Here is a 15,187-nt window from a genome sequence, read left to right on the forward strand (position 1 = left end):
ATGGGTATCTTATAAGACCCAATTTCCGTCGTGCCCCAACTTTATTGGTCAATTTTTAAGATTTATTGGTCATATTTGATATTTTATTGGTCAGTTTTTCAATTTTATTGGTCAATTTCCATACTTTATTGGTCAAGTCACAATCACGGAAGCTTCCTGCCTCGAATTAGCCATCCCGATTTCCCCACACAAAAAGCCAGGCGCTTTTCAGCCTGGCTCAGGTAACTTTCCTTTAAATTACTTCGTTCCGAACAACCGATCTCCAGCGTCGCCCAGTCCTGGCACGATGTAGCCGTGGTCGTTCAGTTTTTCGTCCAATGCGGCGATGTAAATGTCGACGTCCGGGTGCGCCGATTTCACTACCTCGACACCTTCCGGGGCGGCAATCAAACACATAAATTTGATATTTTTAGCGCCGCGCTTTTTCAAGCTGTTAATCGCTTCAACCGCGGAACCGCCTGTTGCCAGCATCGGGTCAACAACGATGAAGTCACGCTCTTCGACGTCGCTTGGCAGCTTCACATAGTATTCGACCGGCTTCAGCGTCTCCGGATCACGGTATAAGCCGATATGGCCAACTTTCGCTGCCGGAATCAATTTCAAGATTCCGTCCACCATGCCGATTCCAGCGCGTAAAATCGGAACGAGGCCAATCTTTTTCCCAGATAAAATTTTGGACTTCGTCGGGCACACCGGGGTTTCAATGTCCGTTTCTTCAAGCGGCATATCCCTTGTGATTTCGAACGCCATCAGCGTTGCTACCTCGTCGACAAGCTCGCGAAACTCTTTCGTGCCGGTATGTTTATCACGTATGTAAGTAAGTTTGTGCTGAATGAGTGGATGGTCAAAAACGTACACCTTGGCCACAATCATCGCCCCTTTTATAAAATTGATATTTGTGCAGTCGTCTCATTTTACAGAAAAAACACATTGCGGGCAACTCAGAGCCCTAAGTTCGATTTTTCAAAAAAAATCAACTGGCCTTGTTCCCCTCATATCCAAAAAAATCGGCCCTACTATTAGTAAGGCCGATTCCTGCTGTTAATATTCTGGATAAAGCGTAAATCTGCTTGTTAACGCTTCAACACGTCCCCGTGCCTCGTCAAGCTTGGCTTCATCTTCATGATTTTTCAACGTAAACGCGATGATCGAAGCAATTTCGTCCATGTCTTCCAGACCAAAGCCGCGGCTTGTGACAGCTGCCGTCCCGATGCGGATGCCGCTGGTAACGAACGGGCTGTTTTGGTCAAACGGAATCGTATTTTTGTTAACGGTAATCCCGATTTCGTCGAGCACTTTTTCAGCGACTTTTCCTGTCAAACCAAGCGTCGTCACATCCACAAGCAGCAAGTGGTTGTCCGTACCGCCGGAAACAAGCTTCAGGCCTTCCCCCTGCAGGCTCTCCGCCAAGCGTTGGGCATTGGCGATAATTTTGCCTGCGTACTCTTTAAAGCTGTCCTGCAGTGCTTCGCCAAAGGCTACAGCCTTCGCGGCAATCACGTGCATGAGCGGGCCGCCCTGAATGCCAGGGAAGATCGATTTGTCGATTTTCTTGCCCCATTCTTCTTTGCAAAGAATCATCCCGCCGCGCGGACCGCGAAGGGTTTTATGGGTTGTGGTCGTAACAAAGTCGGCATATGGCACCGGATTTTGGTGCAGGCCTGCTGCCACTAGACCAGCGATGTGCGCCATGTCGACCATTAAATAAGCGCCAACCTCATCCGCGATTTCACGGAACTTGGCAAAATCGATTTCACGTGGGTAGGCAGAAGCCCCGGCGACGATCAGCTTCGGCTTGTGCTCAAGTGCTTTCGCGCGAACATCCTCATAATCAATGCGGTGTGTTTCCGCATCAACACCATATTCAACAAAGTTATATTGAATACCACTGAAGTTGACCGGGCTGCCGTGTGTCAAGTGGCCGCCGTGGGACAGGTTCATGCCGAGCACGGTGTCTCCCTGCTCAAGGATGGTGAAGTAAACGGCCATGTTCGCCTGAGCGCCAGAATGCGGCTGAACATTGACGTATTCCGCTCCAAAAATTTGCTTAGCGCGCTGGCGGGCCAAATCCTCGACGATGTCGACATACTCGCAGCCGCCATAATAACGGCGCCCCGGATAGCCTTCTGCATATTTATTGGTTAAAACAGATCCTTGCGCCTCCATAACCGCTTCGCTGACAAAGTTTTCTGAGGCAATCAATTCAATTTTTGAACGCTGACGGCCCAATTCCTGCTGAATCGCTTGAAAAACCTGCTCGTCCGCTTTAGACAAATGCTTCATGCTCCAATCCCCCCATTATGTATAAATCAAAATGTGTGAAAATTCCTTCTTTATTGTATCAGGGTTTTCCGTTTTCGTACACACGGAAGTTTTCTAAATTATCACAATTAATGTTCGTATTTTCTTTTTTAAAAAAGAACTCCCCGATTAGCTGCAGCTCGTATTTTCCTTGTTCCGTTCGTACACCGCCCGTGTGCCGCCGATGAGCTTTGGACGCGTTTTCGCCAACGTTACATAGGCGTGTCCGACCGTTTTCTGCTTGACGCGGACAGGGACGGCTACATGTTTCAGGTGCATGCCGATCAACGTGTGACCGATATCGATCCCGGCCTCGGCCTTGATAAATTCGACCACAACTGCATCGTCCAATTTTTCAAACGCATAGGTGGCCATCGCCCCGCCGGCATTGCGGACCGGGACAACCGACACCTCGTCATAGCCTCTCTGCAAAGCAACGGAACGCTCCAGTACAAGCGCCCGATTCAGGTGCTCGCAGCATTGAAACGCAAGGTGAATCCCGGTGGCGGCCTGAAGTTTCCGCAGCTGGCGAAAGATCATTTCCGCCACTTCCAACGTGCCGGCCGTCCCGATGCGCTCACCGATGACCTCGCTTGTGCTGCAGCCGACCACCAACAGCTGGCCCGCTACGAGCGTTGCCTGTTCTTTAAACTCTGTCAACAGTTGTTCCAGTTCGGTTTCCCATTGTTGAATCATCGATCTTGCCCCCTTGTCAAAGGTGCCCCCTAGAGGTGCTTGTTCTCATACTCGGTAATTTTTCCAACGCGGTTGGCGTGGCGGCCGCCTTCGTATTCGCCGGTCAGCCAAATTTGGGCAATCTCCCGTGCCAGGCCGGGACCGATCACGCGCTCGCCCATCGCAAGCATGTTGCTGTCATTATGAGCCCGGGTTGCTTTCGCGCTAAACGTATCGTGCACAAGGGCGCAGCGAATGCCTTTCACCTTGTTGGCGGCAATGCTCATGCCAATGCCGGTGCCGCATATCAGGATCCCGCGGTCAAATTCACCGCTCGCCACTTTTTCCGCAACTGGCAGCGCATAGTCCGGATAATCGACCGATGTCTCACAATCACAGCCAAAATCCACATATTCAATCTTCAACTCATCCATCAGGCTGGCGATTTCCTTGCGGATGTTTATTCCGCCATGATCAGATGCCAATGCTACTTTCATTAAAACTACCCCCTGTCAATTATTCATACCCTTAATTTTGACATAGCACCGCAAAAATAGAAAGGGACAAGTGCAAATAATGGAAACTCTCAAACCTAAGCGATTGATGAGGCGCAGCGCAAATAAAAAGCCCCCTTTTTTACTAAGGAGGCCTGTTATTGCTTCAATTTTTCAATCACTTTGTCGATCAGTTTTTCAAGTTGCTTATAGGTATATTCGTAGGTAGCCAGACTGCCGCCATACGGGTCGCTGACATCGGGGTCCCCGGGCTCGTCAACGTATTCCTTCAGGGTGAAAGTTTTTTCAATCGCCCGCGGGTGCTGCTGCCCGATCGCGTATTTATGCGAGGCTGTCATTGTTAAAATCAAGTCGGCCCAGTCCACTTCGTCTCTTGACAATAGGGTCGAGCGATGGTTGTGAGCGATGTTGTTGTCATCAAGCACCTGTTTTGCGTTGGGCGATGCCTCGCTGCCGGATGCCGCATAAATCCCTGCGGACCTCACCTCAATTCCTTCAAGCCCTTTATGCTTCAAAATCGCCTCGGCCATCGGACTGCGGCACGTATTTCCCGTGCAAACAAATAGAATTCGCTGCTGCAAAATGACACCCCCTTTTTCCCTATTATAAAACAATTTGTCCTAAATCCAAACCCCCCTGTTACCAGAAGATCATAATCAACTTAACCCCAAACCCGAGCAGGATCGCCCCGCCCAGCGCCTCGCTATAAGAACCAATCCAGCCGCGCACCTTTCGGCCGAGGAGGAGCCCGGCCCATGTTTGCACGGTGGCCATAATACCAAAGCACAAAAGCACCAGCACCGTCTTGGCGCCGTAAATCCCAAGGGTGAGCCCTACCGAAAAGCTATCTAGGCTGACGCTGAGGGCAAACAGAAGCAAGCCAAAACCGACCGGGGTAATGACTTTTTCATCATCCTTTTTCAGACTCGCCCAAATCATCTGCAAGCCCAGCACGACGAGCAACAGTCCGCCAATAAACGTGGCCAGGGCGCCAAATTTTTCCGACAAAAACCTTCCTGCCGTTATTCCAGCGAGCGGCATCATCACGTGAAACAGCCCGATTGTGATTCCAATTTCAAAAATCTTGCGCAGCCGCAGCTTGTACATTCCCATGCCAAGCCCCACCGAGAACGCATCCATTCCCAGTGCTGCCGCCATCAAGATGAGTGTTACGATTTCACCAACCATCCCTGCCATTTTTGCCTTCACCCCTTGGACTAACTAATTAAGCATATGCACGTCCAAAGTGATTTAGAAGCTGAATGGGGAAATGGGTGTGGGTGCTCGTCGCAAAGTTCCTTCCTTGATAAATTATTTTGACCAATGACCCTTTTAAGCCTTCAATGAGGAAACACAGGGCCTTTCTTTTTATCGCTACCCTCTTCTTTGACCCTTCAACGGGTAAAATAAACCCTTCTTTTTTACCGTTGACCCCTTCTATGACCCCTCAACGGGTAAAATAAACCCTTCTTTTTTACCGTTGACCCCTTTCCCGCCACCAAATAGGTAAAATAAAACGCTTTTACCGATTAGCTCCCTCCTTCAGTCCAATAGGTAAAATCCCCACCACAACAAAAAAACACCAAGCCCCTCATAAAAAAAGGAACCTGGTGCCATTCCGCACTTATTCAACCATTATTTTATTCCCCGCCGCTTTTTGCAGCCGGTTCATGATCGCATGCCCGACGCCATCCACCGGGAACATTTCGCTAAAAATGACATCGACACCATGCGCATTAAACTTGCGCAACACATCATAGAGCGCGGCCGCCACCGTCTCCAGCTCCGCCCGCTTCCCGCAGGCCAAAACAAGGTCTGCGTCATAAAACTCCGCCGACTCCTCGGTGGCCAGCACCCCGACCCGCAAGCCTTCAACACGCTTTTCCGCCACTAGCCCTTGCAAAAACTCCCTGCTGCCTGACACCAAATACAACGGTGCGTTCGGCGCATAGTGGGTGTACTTCATCCCCGGCGATTTCGGCCGCGATCCTTCACCTGCCAGCGCCGGGTCGACCCGAACCTCGCCCACCACCGCTTCCAACTGCTCCCTGGTCACTCCGCCCGGGCGCAAAATCACAGGAACACCCTCTGTGCAATCGACCACCGTCGACTCCACGCCAACCCCGGTCGGCCCGCCATCAACCACACCGGCAATTTTCCCAGCCAAATCATCGAGCACGTGTCCAGCAGTCGTCGGGCTCGGCTTCCCCGAACTGTTCGCGCTAGGTGCGGCAATCGGCAGGCCTGACACCCGCAAGAGCGCCAAGGCTATCGGGTGATCCGGCATCCGGACCGCCACCGTCTCTAGGCCAGCCGTCGCTTTTTCCGACAGCACTCCATCCTTCTTTTTAAAAATAATCGTCAGCGGCCCCGGCCAAAACGCATCCATCAAATCCGAAGCCGTCTCGGGGACTTCCGCCACAAACCCGTCCAACTGACCGCGATCGGCAATATGAATAATTAACGGATTATCCCCAGGCCGGCCCTTGGCGGCAAAAATTTTTGCCACTGCCTCGTCGTTTTCGGCATTGCCGGCCAGTCCGTAAACGGTTTCCGTCGGCATCGCCACCACTTCGTTTTCCTGCAAAAAATCGGCGGCATCCACAACTTGTGGATTACTCTCCAATTTATCCACATACTTATCCACTTTCCACACTTTTGTATCCATGATTTTTCCACCTTCAGAATCTGTAAATCTTTTATCGAAATTTGACGAATTTACGCTGATTTTTTGACTAAGTACGTTTGCAAGTATAAAAGAAGGTGGGCATAAATACAAGTGTTATCCACAATTTGTGCATAACTAAGCCGAAAAAGTGGATAACTTTGGAGTTATATCCACATTATCAGAGGTTGAAGCGCAAAAATAGCGAGTTATCCACATTTAGAACTTGTCGAATGTGCTCAGATTGGTAAAACACCACCGGCAATTCACCGCGCCCAATCTTCTTAAAACCCATCAATTCAAAAAACGGCAAGGCCGCACTTTTATTAGTTGCCAAAAACAAGCCAGTCAATCCCTTTTCTTTGGCGAGCGCCACCATCCGATCGAACAAAATCAAAATTTCCTTCTCCGCTTGTCCCGCCGACACGACCAATGAGCGCAGCAGCCCAAACTCCCCGTATACATCCATGCCGAGCGTACCTTTTAAATCACCTGCCTCATCCTCCAGCAGCAAAAACGACCCCATACTCTCCTCGGTTAGTCCATCCGTCCCAAGCTTTGCCCTTGTCAGAAACTCACGCAGTCCTTCAAGATCTTCTTTTCCAGCCTTGCGAATCAACGCCTGCATCCACTACACCTCATTTTTTCGATTCTACTCTATTACTATGAAAAAATAGAGGAAGTAGAACAAAATCTAGTAAATTTCCAATTCCGAGATACGCGAACCTGCCGTTTTTCCTACGTATGATGACGCTGCAATGAAAAATCCGAGCCAGACGGCCTATTCTTGACTTCTATTTTTTTCTGCTTTGTTGTTTTCCTCTTAAGAGAAGAGCCTGCCATGTTAGGGTCCATCCCTGTTTCCAGTTCTTTTTTTATCATATTGATGATGAGGATAATAAAAAAGTATGAGAACAACGGAGCTAACACAATCCACGGAGCCCGTGTAAATTCCCCAAAATTTTGTCCAATTAATCCAGCCCATTCCTTCGTATAGGAATTCGGGATTTCTAATCCACGGACTTCTTCCGTAGAAAAACCGCCTATATAGATTCGAAATGCCCCAAGGAACATCATGAGCCCCAGTGAATTGATAAAATGCTGCAGCCCGATTATTAAACCATACGATTTTAAAAAGGGCTTAAGCTGTGTTTTCAATACATGAAAATGGCCTGCACCCATTAAATACGAGCTTTGAATAAAGGTTTCTCCTTTTAATTTTTCAATAATGTCCGTTGTCACCGTGATAATTGCCGGTATGCCAACGATGACTAAAATCATCATTTGGTACAGCAGGAACTGATAAATGAAGTCTTGTTTGCTGATCGACTGAGCAATGAGCGGCAAGGTCAAGACGATTGATGGCACCAGTTGAAAGACAAGCAGAAAATCTTTTACAGCCGGAAGAATCCGGCGAGCCCATAAGGAAAGGATGATTCCGATCATTCCACCAAAGAATACTCGTAACAACGTGATTCCAAAGGCCATAATGAGGGTATATTTCGCTCCCGAAATCATCATTAACAGGATGTCCTGCCCATTCCGATCGATACCAAATGGATGTTCAAAGGAAGGCGGAAGGGGCGGGACGCCAATTAGCTTTCCATTTCCATCATAAATAAACGTCATTTTGCCAAAATCCTTTGGCCCATACATCGGATACAAAAAACTCAGAATCAACAGCCCAGCCAAAAGGAGGATCCCCACGATGGTCCGTTTGTATTTAAGTAGGTTCATAACGTAGTTTTTTCCTTTCGATTCAATAAGAAGGTCCCCACCTTACCAAGTCCAGTCGCGAGCAAAATCGGGACTGCAAACATAAGCAGCGCAATGAGATAACCCGCATCGGAAAATTGGAACATCCCCAGCATAAAGCCTTTTAGCGAAAACAGATATTCCATCACATAAATATTTGTGAGCAAGAACCATACGACAATCCGAAAATGAATAAGACAGTATGGGGCAATGTTGCGATAGATATGCTTCAAGTAAATGATCTTATAGTTCAGTCCCTTCGACCGTGCAAACAAGACATACTCCTGCTGTTCTTCGTTTAAAAATTCCTTCACGACCAACTGAATGTAAAAAATCGCCGGTAGAAACGAGGCAATGAAAATCGGCGCAAATTTGGGTGACGCGTTAAAAAACCCATATAAACTGAACAGCTTGATATGGTACGTCTTGTAAATATAAATGACCAAGTATTGCAGTAGGAAAATAATCAGCAATTCCGGGGCTGTCGCCGTAAAATTGACAATGCCTGTGAGTGGTTTTCGGATTTTCTGCGGCAGCAGCATGATGACGACAGCTCCGACAATGCCGGCAATCACAACCACCAAAATCGAAACTGATAGGATATTCATTGTATATAAATAACTTTCTAGCCCATCACCAGCAAGATATTGCTTTAGCTCCCTAATTCCAACCATGTCAATGAATGACTTGACTGCGTACCTGTACGCCTCACCAAAGCCGGCAAAATCGAGTTCCGCTTTGCCCCTTTCACTATCGAAACCCAATAAGAAAGGCAGTTTCACCACAAATAAAAATCCCGCTATGATCAGAATGAGCCGCACCGGCAGATACAAGATATTTTTCAGCAAATTCAACATTCCTCTCTATAAAAAGACCTATATTAAATTCTCCAAAAAAAGCCAATTTCCTTTTTATTAAAATAAAAAAAGACACATGGTGTTTTTCACAGCCCATGTGTCTTTCATCCCATTTAATTCATCATTTTCTCCCACATCTCTACTACAAAAAACTTCACTTTAACCGGTTGTTCGTCTTCGGAAACATACACGGAATCCTTCTTCGCTTCCTTTTTTGCCGGATTCTCTTTTTTATTCACAGCCTCTGATTTTGAATCAGCCTCATCCGCTACCGTTGCTTCCTCATCAAACAATGCTTTCTGTTTCTTTAAATCGTGTTCGGTTTTGGCGGCCGGCTTAACTGGTGATTTTGCTTGGGCCTTTTTCTGACTTTGCTTCCGCATTGTCTCTTGCTCAACCGGTTTCTTTGCGACTTGTTGCTTCTCCGTCTTTTCAGCAGCTTTCGACTGTGGCTGCTTCTCGGTCTCTTCCGTTGCTTTCTGCTGTGGCTGGTTGTCTGAGTTTGCTTCTGGCTGTACCTTCTTCTCTGGGGTTTCCGTGGCTACTGGCTGTGGCTGCTTTTTTGAGGTTTCCTCCTCTGGTTTAGTCTCCGTCTTCGCAACTTCAGCGGTACTTTTTTTAGAGCCTTTCTTCTCGTCGAACCCCTCGCTTACGGCAACCCCATTTGAAAAATCAAGGAAGCATAACGGCGGGTACAGCACGCACCACCAGTTCGCCCCTTCGCCCTTGCCAAGGGTGATCAAAATCGCCTGGTATTTTCCGGCCGGATAGAGATACTGGCCGTATAGCTTCGTTGGAAACTGCACCTCGCCGAACTCGACCTTCACTGACTGGTCCGACCCTTGCTCGGCCACCACTTTTTCCGCGATCCCCTGAATCTCAGGCAGCTTGGCATTCAGCACCTCGCGCGCCTTCTCCATTGAGGTCAAGTCCTGCACCCAAAGGGTAATCTGCGCGTTAACCGCGTCACGCACCTTGCGCTTAATGGCCTGATCTTTTTCAAAATCGCTATTGGCGAGAATCCGAAGCCGAATCGCTTCCCCCGGAATCACAATCGACTCCTTCTCGGCCGCCTCCGTTTTTGGCATATATAAATTTAATATCGTGGCTAACGATAAAACAAGCAAATAACTCCAAACTACCAATTTCCCTCTCATCTCTGGCACTCCCTTCCCTTTGCTTTAACATTGTGGACAAAATGCCAGAATCTTAAACTAGTAATTTTTATTTTCAAAAAATAGATTTGGTATAATGAGGAAGGAAATACTTGCGCAAGTGGAGGGAAAGTAACATGAAAGCCGGATTGACACCTAAATATGTCTCGATTTTTGCCTTATTATTTCTGTTAGCGGGTTTATTCTATCAACCGACACATGAAACCACAGCGTTACTGACAACGCTTCTGACCACCGGGTGGCTGGCAATTGTCCTGCATGAACTCGGTCATGTGCTGTTCGGAAAGCTGAGCCGCTTCAACTTTGGCTTCTTCATCGTCGGACCCTTACGGATTGAAAACACGGTAAGCGGTGTAAAGTGGAAGGAAAACTTGAGTTGGCCATTTTTCGGGGGAGTCGCGATGATGCTACCGCCGCAGCAAATAAAGCCGGAAGTCTTGAAAAAGAATTGGGCTTTGTTTACGGCTGGCGGACCGACTTTATCATTGGTGACAGCAGGGGCAAGTTTTCTAAGCCATCGATGGACATCACTTGACTTTTTCATGCTGGCAGCGATTATGAATGCCAGCTTATTCCTCGCCACCATCATTCCAAGTAAAATCGGATTGAAATCCGATGGGCTTGTCCTGTTGACGTTGCTAAGCAAGAGCGAAAAGTCACAGCAATTATTGGAAGATTTGTTGGTCTCAAAAGAGTTGCTCAGCCAAAAGCCGCCAAGCGAATGGAACCAGGAGTATATTCGACGGGCCAAAGAAAAAGATGCCTCCATTGAAAATCTTCAGTATGCGTTGCTCCTCTACTACTTTGAGATTGCGAGAAATGGGTTTCCGTCCGCAGTGAACGCGATGGCTCGGTATCAGGCGATTCCGATCAACAAAAAGAATCAATTCAGTCTTGGATTCCTAATTCATATGCAGCAGCTGACCTGCTTCTTTGAGAGTGAGGGCGGCACTTCCGTTGAAAAAATCGTCGGGCTGCAGCAGAGCCTGTCAAAGTTGGAACCTGTATCATTTTACAGAGGCAAAGTGATAATCGCCCACCTACAGAATGACGCAGCAGCCGCGGCCCTGTATTTACAAAAGGTCTATCAAATCATTGATGAAAATGAAGCCCTTTACGGATTTTTCAAGGCGGAAAAGACTTTAACAAGGCTAGTTGAGGAAAAAATCCATGCAAAAGCCCAGAGCCTGGTATGAACCCACTGCTCTGGGCTTTTTTGTTTATTTGTTTATTCCTAAATCTCAAACCCGATCTCCACAAACACCATCCGGTCCTTGCCGTTAATATCATTGACAACCTCCACCTTGACGTCCGTGAAAGTTTTTCGAAAAAGCTCCGCTACCGCTTCGCCCTGACCGGCCCCAATCTCGAAACATACGAGCGCGCTCGGCGCGAGCACCTTTGGAAGCTCCACCATAAACCGCCGGTAAAAATCAAGGCCATCCGCCCCGGCAAACAACGCCCGATGCGGCTCATGCTCCGTCACTACCTCCGACATCGACTCCATGTCGCCAACCGGAATATACGGCGGATTGGACACCACCACATCCAACCTCTCGCCGCGCTCAATGAACGGCCGTAGTAAATCCCCTTGGAGGAACTCAACATCTGCCCCCAGACGTCGAGCATTGTCCTTTGCGATCGCAAGTGATGGCCCTGCAATATCGGTTGCCAACACAGACATAGTGCAGATGTCACTTTTGGTGTCACTTTTGGTGTCAGGCACCACCCGTGGACAAATGTCCATTTTGTCCGTCTCAGGTGGACACCACTCAAGTTTAAGTGTGATTGCTATTGCTCCGCTGCCGGTTCCAATATCAGCTAGCCTTATTTCTCCCTGCTTGGGATCACGCATGTCAAACAGCCGCTTCATCCGCTGTAATGTCCCGTAGACCAATTCTTCGGTTTCCGGCCGGGGGATGAGAACCTCTGGCGTGACGACGAAGCTGCGCCCGTAAAATTCCTCTGTTCCGATGATATATTGAACGGGAATTCCAGCTGCGTGGTCATGGACCGCTTTTTCAAAGGGCTCCCACACCCCCGGCTGGAGATCATCGCGCACGTTGGCAAACAGCTGCGCCCGCGACATCCCGGTGAAATGGCGGAGCAGCAATTCGCCCGCGTTCTCATCCCGTCCCTTTGCAACTAAAAAAGAAGAAGCCCATTTAAGAGCTTCAAACACCTTCTTACTCATTTGACGCATTTTCCAATCTTCTCGCCTGATCATCGAGCACCAAGGCTTCGATAATTTCATCCAGCTTGCCCTCGATGATTTGGTCAAGCTTTTGGATCGTCAATCCGATGCGGTGGTCGGTCACCCGGTTTTGCGGATAGTTGTACGTTCGAATCCGCTCGGAACGGTCACCGGTACCAACCGCCGATTTCCGCACCTGGTCGTACTCGGCCTGGGCTTCCTGCTGGAACTTGTCATATACCCGCGCACGGAGGATCTTCATCGCCTTGTCCTTGTTTTTATGCTGGGAACGTTCGTCCTGAGATGTCGCCACAATCCCGGTCGGAATATGCGTCAAACGCACCGCTGACATCGTCGTGTTAACGCTCTGTCCGCCGGCGCCGCTCGATGCAAACGTATCAAAGCGGATGTCTTTATCATTAATTTCAATATCGAATTCCTCCACTTCCGGCAGCGTCGCCACTGTCGCTGTTGACGTATGAATCCGGCCGCCAGACTCGGTTTCCGGCACCCGCTGCACCCGGTGCGCGCCATTTTCATATTTCAGCTTCGAAAAAGCCCCTTGTCCATTGATCATAAAAATAATCTCTTTATAGCCGCCAAGACCAGTCTCATTGGCATCGATGACTTCCGTCTTCCAGCCCTGCGATTCCGCATAGCGGCTGTACATCCGGTAAAGCGTGCCAGCAAACAAGGCCGCTTCATCGCCGCCCGCTGCACCGCGGATCTCCATGATTACGTTCTTATCATCATTCGGGTCCTTCGGAATGAGCAAGATTTTTAGTTTGCCTTCTAGTTCTTCAATCTGCTCCTCCAGCTCATGGACCTCTTCTTTGACCATTTCGCGCATTTCCGCATCGAGCTTCTCCTCGAGCATGGCTTTGGCATCCTGCAGCTGGGCCTTCACTTCCTTATATTGGCGGTACGCTTGCACTGTTTCCTGCATATCCGCCTGCTCCTTTGAATAATCGCGGAGCTTTTTTGAATCATTTATAACTTCCGGGTCGCTCAACAGCTCGTTCAGCCGCTCATAGCGATCCTCCACCGATTGTAGACGATCAAACACTGTATTCACCTCAAATTTATTTGAAAACTTCTATATTAACATAAGTCATTTTTAAAAAAATTAATTTTGGCTGATGGCGGCAGCCATTTTTGTCCATAACATTCTAATTATAGTATAGGTGAAAACTGCAGTCAAAACCAAATTCAACCGTAGGAACTTTTTGGGGATTGGGATAAGAGGGAAATATCGGCCAAGGGCGAGGGATAATTTTCGGAATTGTTTAGGGTGACCAGAATATTTTAGAAAGTGACCAATAAAATCATTAATTCGACCAATTTATATTGGAAACCGACCAGAAAACCCACAAAAGTGACCAAAAAATCACGGAAACAGTCCAGCAAACTATAACAGCATCCGGCCAGATGATTGAACATGCCGGAAAATACCTAAAAAGTACCGGTAAACGCAACATCTCTTCAATAAACTTCAATAAAAGTACCCCGACAGGCACTTAAAACCCCGCAAAAAAACATGCCCTGGTCACCAGAGCATGCTATCTACGGTCTTCTTGTACCCGAACCTCAATATTATAGCGCGGTAGCGCCCTAACCAGCTTTTTGTGCAGTTTGGCTTCTGCCTTAATTTTGTCCTGATCCTTCAGCATCCCTTTTTTATAAACCGAAACCCACATGCGGTCACCGTTAATTGTGACGGAATCGGTTACAAATTCATCGGTATCGGCGATCACCTGCTTGGCCTTGTTAATATCGTTGCCCTGGTTGTTGGCGCCCGCCTCACCCCCGCTTCCCGTCCCTTCGAGGTCAAGGAAGTTCGGATTCTGGTTGGTAATATCGTCTTCCACATAATGCTGGCGGTTCTTGCCTCGATTCGTCATGTAATCCGGCGTCCGGTTCTCATCGCGATTAGACATAAAATTCGGTCCGGAGCGGTCCGTGCGCAAATCATAAGCCTCATCTTTCTCATCCGCATCATCCGCCTTATGCCCATTCTGACAGCCAGGCATCAACCCTAACATCATCAGCGTAGTAACCGTGAGAAACATCCACTTCTTCACAAAAAAACACCTCCCACTACCACTATCATGCCCTCGTTAGACACAAAACCGCACAAGAGAAATGTTTCCAAACATTTGAACCACCTTAACACCGTGGCAAACCAGCTATTGGTGTCAGGCACCATTCCTCACCTACTCACAGTGACAAATCAGCAAAAGGTGTGCAGGCATCGTTACTCATATACCGACCGTCAATAAACAACAAAAGGTGTCAGGCACCATGTGAAATATTCACAAAGTGCAGCTGACACCCTTCTAAAACAACACTATTTATACGTTTTCTTCGACCGCTTGAACTGCCTGGACCGACACACGGTTGACAGGGGTTTTTGGGACTTCGTGGTGGTGGCGGCAGCGCGGTTCGTAGGATTCGGCGGCTCCGACCAAAATGACGGGGTCATGGTAGGAGGCCGGGTGGCCGTCAATCAACCGCTGGGTTCTGCTCGACGGGGAGCCGCATACGGTACAAACCGCTTGCAGCTTGGTCACGGTTTCGGCAATCGCCATCAAATTCGGCATTTGTCCGAATGGCTCGCCGCGGAAATCCTGGTCAAGCCCGGCGACAATGACGCGGTGGCCACTGTTGGCCAGCTGCTGCACGACACGCACGATGCCCTCGTCAAAAAACTGTACTTCATCTATCGCAATAATATCAATGTCGGCTTCGACATGATGCAAAATCTCAATGGAATGGGAAATGGGCCGCGCATGAAACGAAGAGCCATTATGGGATACGACAGATTGGTCGCTGTAGCGATTATCAATTTTCGGTTTAAATACCGCGATTTTTTGTTTGGCAAATTGGGCGCGTCGGACACGACGAATCAATTCCTCCGATTTTCCGGAAAACATACTGCCGCAGATAACCTCAACCCATCCGGTTTGCTTCATTAAATACATAAAACGGCGTCTCCTTCCTCTTACGAACCATGTACTTTCTATATTATGTACATCACGATTTTTTTAAAT

General features: G+C 48.3%; 16 protein-coding genes. 1 reads left to right on the forward strand and 15 read right to left on the reverse strand.

Going from position 1 to position 15,187, the window contains the following annotated elements:
• Window positions 1-237: 237 nt before the first annotated feature.
• The 11 genes from upp to spoIIR form a co-directional block, all read right to left on the reverse strand.
• Window positions 238-867, reverse strand: a complete 630-nt coding sequence (upp, locus tag M3234_RS03580; RefSeq protein ID WP_262303355.1) for a uracil phosphoribosyltransferase — start codon at window positions 865-867, stop codon at window positions 238-240.
• Window positions 868-1,041: 174 nt separating this feature from the next.
• Window positions 1,042-2,283, reverse strand: coding sequence for a serine hydroxymethyltransferase (gene glyA, locus M3234_RS03585; protein ID WP_262303356.1), 1,242 nt, complete (start codon window positions 2,281-2,283; stop codon window positions 1,042-1,044).
• Between the two features lie 147 nt (window positions 2,284-2,430).
• Complete coding sequence (locus M3234_RS03590) at window positions 2,431-2,997, reverse strand: TIGR01440 family protein (protein WP_262303357.1); 567 nt, start codon at window positions 2,995-2,997, stop codon at window positions 2,431-2,433.
• A 29-nt stretch (window positions 2,998-3,026) separates the two neighbouring features.
• Window positions 3,027-3,473, reverse strand: coding sequence for a ribose 5-phosphate isomerase B (rpiB, locus tag M3234_RS03595; RefSeq protein WP_262303358.1), 447 nt, complete (start codon window positions 3,471-3,473; stop codon window positions 3,027-3,029).
• 155 nt (window positions 3,474-3,628) lie between these two features.
• The gene (locus M3234_RS03600; RefSeq protein ID WP_285858221.1) at window positions 3,629-4,072 is read right to left on the reverse strand and encodes a low molecular weight protein arginine phosphatase; all 444 of its coding nucleotides are present in this window, start codon (window positions 4,070-4,072) and stop codon (window positions 3,629-3,631) included.
• A 58-nt stretch (window positions 4,073-4,130) separates the two neighbouring features.
• Window positions 4,131-4,688 (reverse strand): manganese efflux pump MntP, encoded by a 558-nt coding sequence (locus M3234_RS03605; RefSeq protein WP_262303359.1) that lies wholly within the window; start codon window positions 4,686-4,688, stop codon window positions 4,131-4,133.
• Window positions 4,689-5,115: 427 nt separating this feature from the next.
• A complete protein-coding gene (locus M3234_RS03610) occupies window positions 5,116-6,159 on the reverse strand; it encodes an L-threonylcarbamoyladenylate synthase (RefSeq protein ID WP_262303360.1) in 1,044 nt (347 codons plus the stop codon).
• Between the two features lie 178 nt (window positions 6,160-6,337).
• Window positions 6,338-6,784: a GNAT family N-acetyltransferase gene (locus tag M3234_RS03615; RefSeq protein ID WP_262303361.1), complete on the reverse strand. Its 447-nt coding sequence runs from the start codon at window positions 6,782-6,784 to the stop codon at window positions 6,338-6,340.
• A gap of 110 nt (window positions 6,785-6,894) precedes the next feature.
• Window positions 6,895-7,893 carry a hypothetical protein gene (locus tag M3234_RS03620; RefSeq protein ID WP_262303362.1) on the reverse strand — a complete coding sequence of 333 codons (999 nt, stop codon included), beginning with the start codon at window positions 7,891-7,893 and terminating at the stop codon, window positions 6,895-6,897.
• Window positions 7,890-8,759, reverse strand: a complete 870-nt coding sequence (locus M3234_RS03625; protein WP_262303363.1) for an ABC transporter permease subunit — start codon at window positions 8,757-8,759, stop codon at window positions 7,890-7,892. The genes M3234_RS03620 and M3234_RS03625 overlap by 4 nt, the downstream gene beginning before the upstream one ends.
• Before the next feature lie 122 nt (window positions 8,760-8,881).
• Window positions 8,882-9,925 carry a stage II sporulation protein R gene (spoIIR, locus tag M3234_RS29660; RefSeq protein ID WP_396953919.1) on the reverse strand — a complete coding sequence of 348 codons (1,044 nt, stop codon included), beginning with the start codon at window positions 9,923-9,925 and terminating at the stop codon, window positions 8,882-8,884.
• A gap of 134 nt (window positions 9,926-10,059) precedes the next feature.
• On the opposite strand from spoIIR, the gene M3234_RS03635 reads away from it, so the two are divergent.
• On the forward strand, window positions 10,060-11,139 hold the full coding sequence (locus tag M3234_RS03635) for a zinc metalloprotease (protein WP_262303364.1): 1,080 nt from the start codon (window positions 10,060-10,062) through the stop codon (window positions 11,137-11,139).
• A gap of 38 nt (window positions 11,140-11,177) precedes the next feature.
• Here M3234_RS03635 and prmC read toward each other — a convergent pair whose 3' ends face one another.
• The 4 genes from prmC to M3234_RS03655 all read right to left on the reverse strand — a co-directional run bounded on the left by prmC (window position 11,178) and on the right by M3234_RS03655 (window position 15,118).
• On the reverse strand, window positions 11,178-12,137 hold the full coding sequence (prmC, locus tag M3234_RS03640; protein WP_262303365.1) for a peptide chain release factor N(5)-glutamine methyltransferase: 960 nt from the start codon (window positions 12,135-12,137) through the stop codon (window positions 11,178-11,180).
• On the reverse strand, window positions 12,130-13,203 hold the full coding sequence (prfA, locus tag M3234_RS03645) for a peptide chain release factor 1 (RefSeq protein ID WP_262303366.1): 1,074 nt from the start codon (window positions 13,201-13,203) through the stop codon (window positions 12,130-12,132). Before prfA ends, prmC begins: the two co-directional genes overlap by 8 nt.
• A gap of 493 nt (window positions 13,204-13,696) precedes the next feature.
• A complete protein-coding gene (locus M3234_RS03650) occupies window positions 13,697-14,218 on the reverse strand; it encodes a hypothetical protein (RefSeq protein ID WP_262303367.1) in 522 nt (173 codons plus the stop codon).
• A gap of 270 nt (window positions 14,219-14,488) precedes the next feature.
• Window positions 14,489-15,118 (reverse strand): thymidine kinase, encoded by a 630-nt coding sequence (locus M3234_RS03655; protein ID WP_262303368.1) that lies wholly within the window; start codon window positions 15,116-15,118, stop codon window positions 14,489-14,491.
• Window positions 15,119-15,187: the final 69 nt, after the last annotated feature.

The organism is Neobacillus niacini, from assembly GCF_023715785.1.
Taxonomy (GTDB): Bacteria; Bacillota; Bacilli; order Bacillales; family Cytobacillaceae; genus Neobacillus; species Neobacillus niacini_E.

Bases quoted from the DNA above. Each gene is read 5' to 3' on its own strand.
- glyA (WP_262303356.1), bottom strand. From the start codon at position 2,283: ATGAAGCATTTGTCTAAAGCGGACGAGCAGGTTTTTCAAGCGATTCAG.
- M3234_RS03590 (WP_262303357.1), bottom strand. From the start codon at position 2,997: ATGATTCAACAATGGGAAACCGAACTGGAACAACTGTTGACAGAGTTT.
- rpiB (WP_262303358.1), bottom strand. From the start codon at position 3,473: ATGAAAGTAGCATTGGCATCTGATCATGGCGGAATAAACATCCGCAAG.
- M3234_RS03605 (WP_262303359.1), bottom strand. From the start codon at position 4,688: ATGGCAGGGATGGTTGGTGAAATCGTAACACTCATCTTGATGGCGGCA.
- M3234_RS03610 (WP_262303360.1), bottom strand. From the start codon at position 6,159: ATGGATACAAAAGTGTGGAAAGTGGATAAGTATGTGGATAAATTGGAG.
- M3234_RS03615 (WP_262303361.1), bottom strand. From the start codon at position 6,784: ATGCAGGCGTTGATTCGCAAGGCTGGAAAAGAAGATCTTGAAGGACTG.
- M3234_RS03620 (WP_262303362.1), bottom strand. From the start codon at position 7,893: ATGAACCTACTTAAATACAAACGGACCATCGTGGGGATCCTCCTTTTG.
- spoIIR (WP_396953919.1), bottom strand. From the start codon at position 9,925: ATGAGAGGGAAATTGGTAGTTTGGAGTTATTTGCTTGTTTTATCGTTA.
- M3234_RS03635 (WP_262303364.1), top strand. From the start codon at position 10,060: ATGAAAGCCGGATTGACACCTAAATATGTCTCGATTTTTGCCTTATTA.
- prmC (WP_262303365.1), bottom strand. From the start codon at position 12,137: ATGAGTAAGAAGGTGTTTGAAGCTCTTAAATGGGCTTCTTCTTTTTTA.
- M3234_RS03655 (WP_262303368.1), bottom strand. From the start codon at position 15,118: ATGTATTTAATGAAGCAAACCGGATGGGTTGAGGTTATCTGCGGCAGT.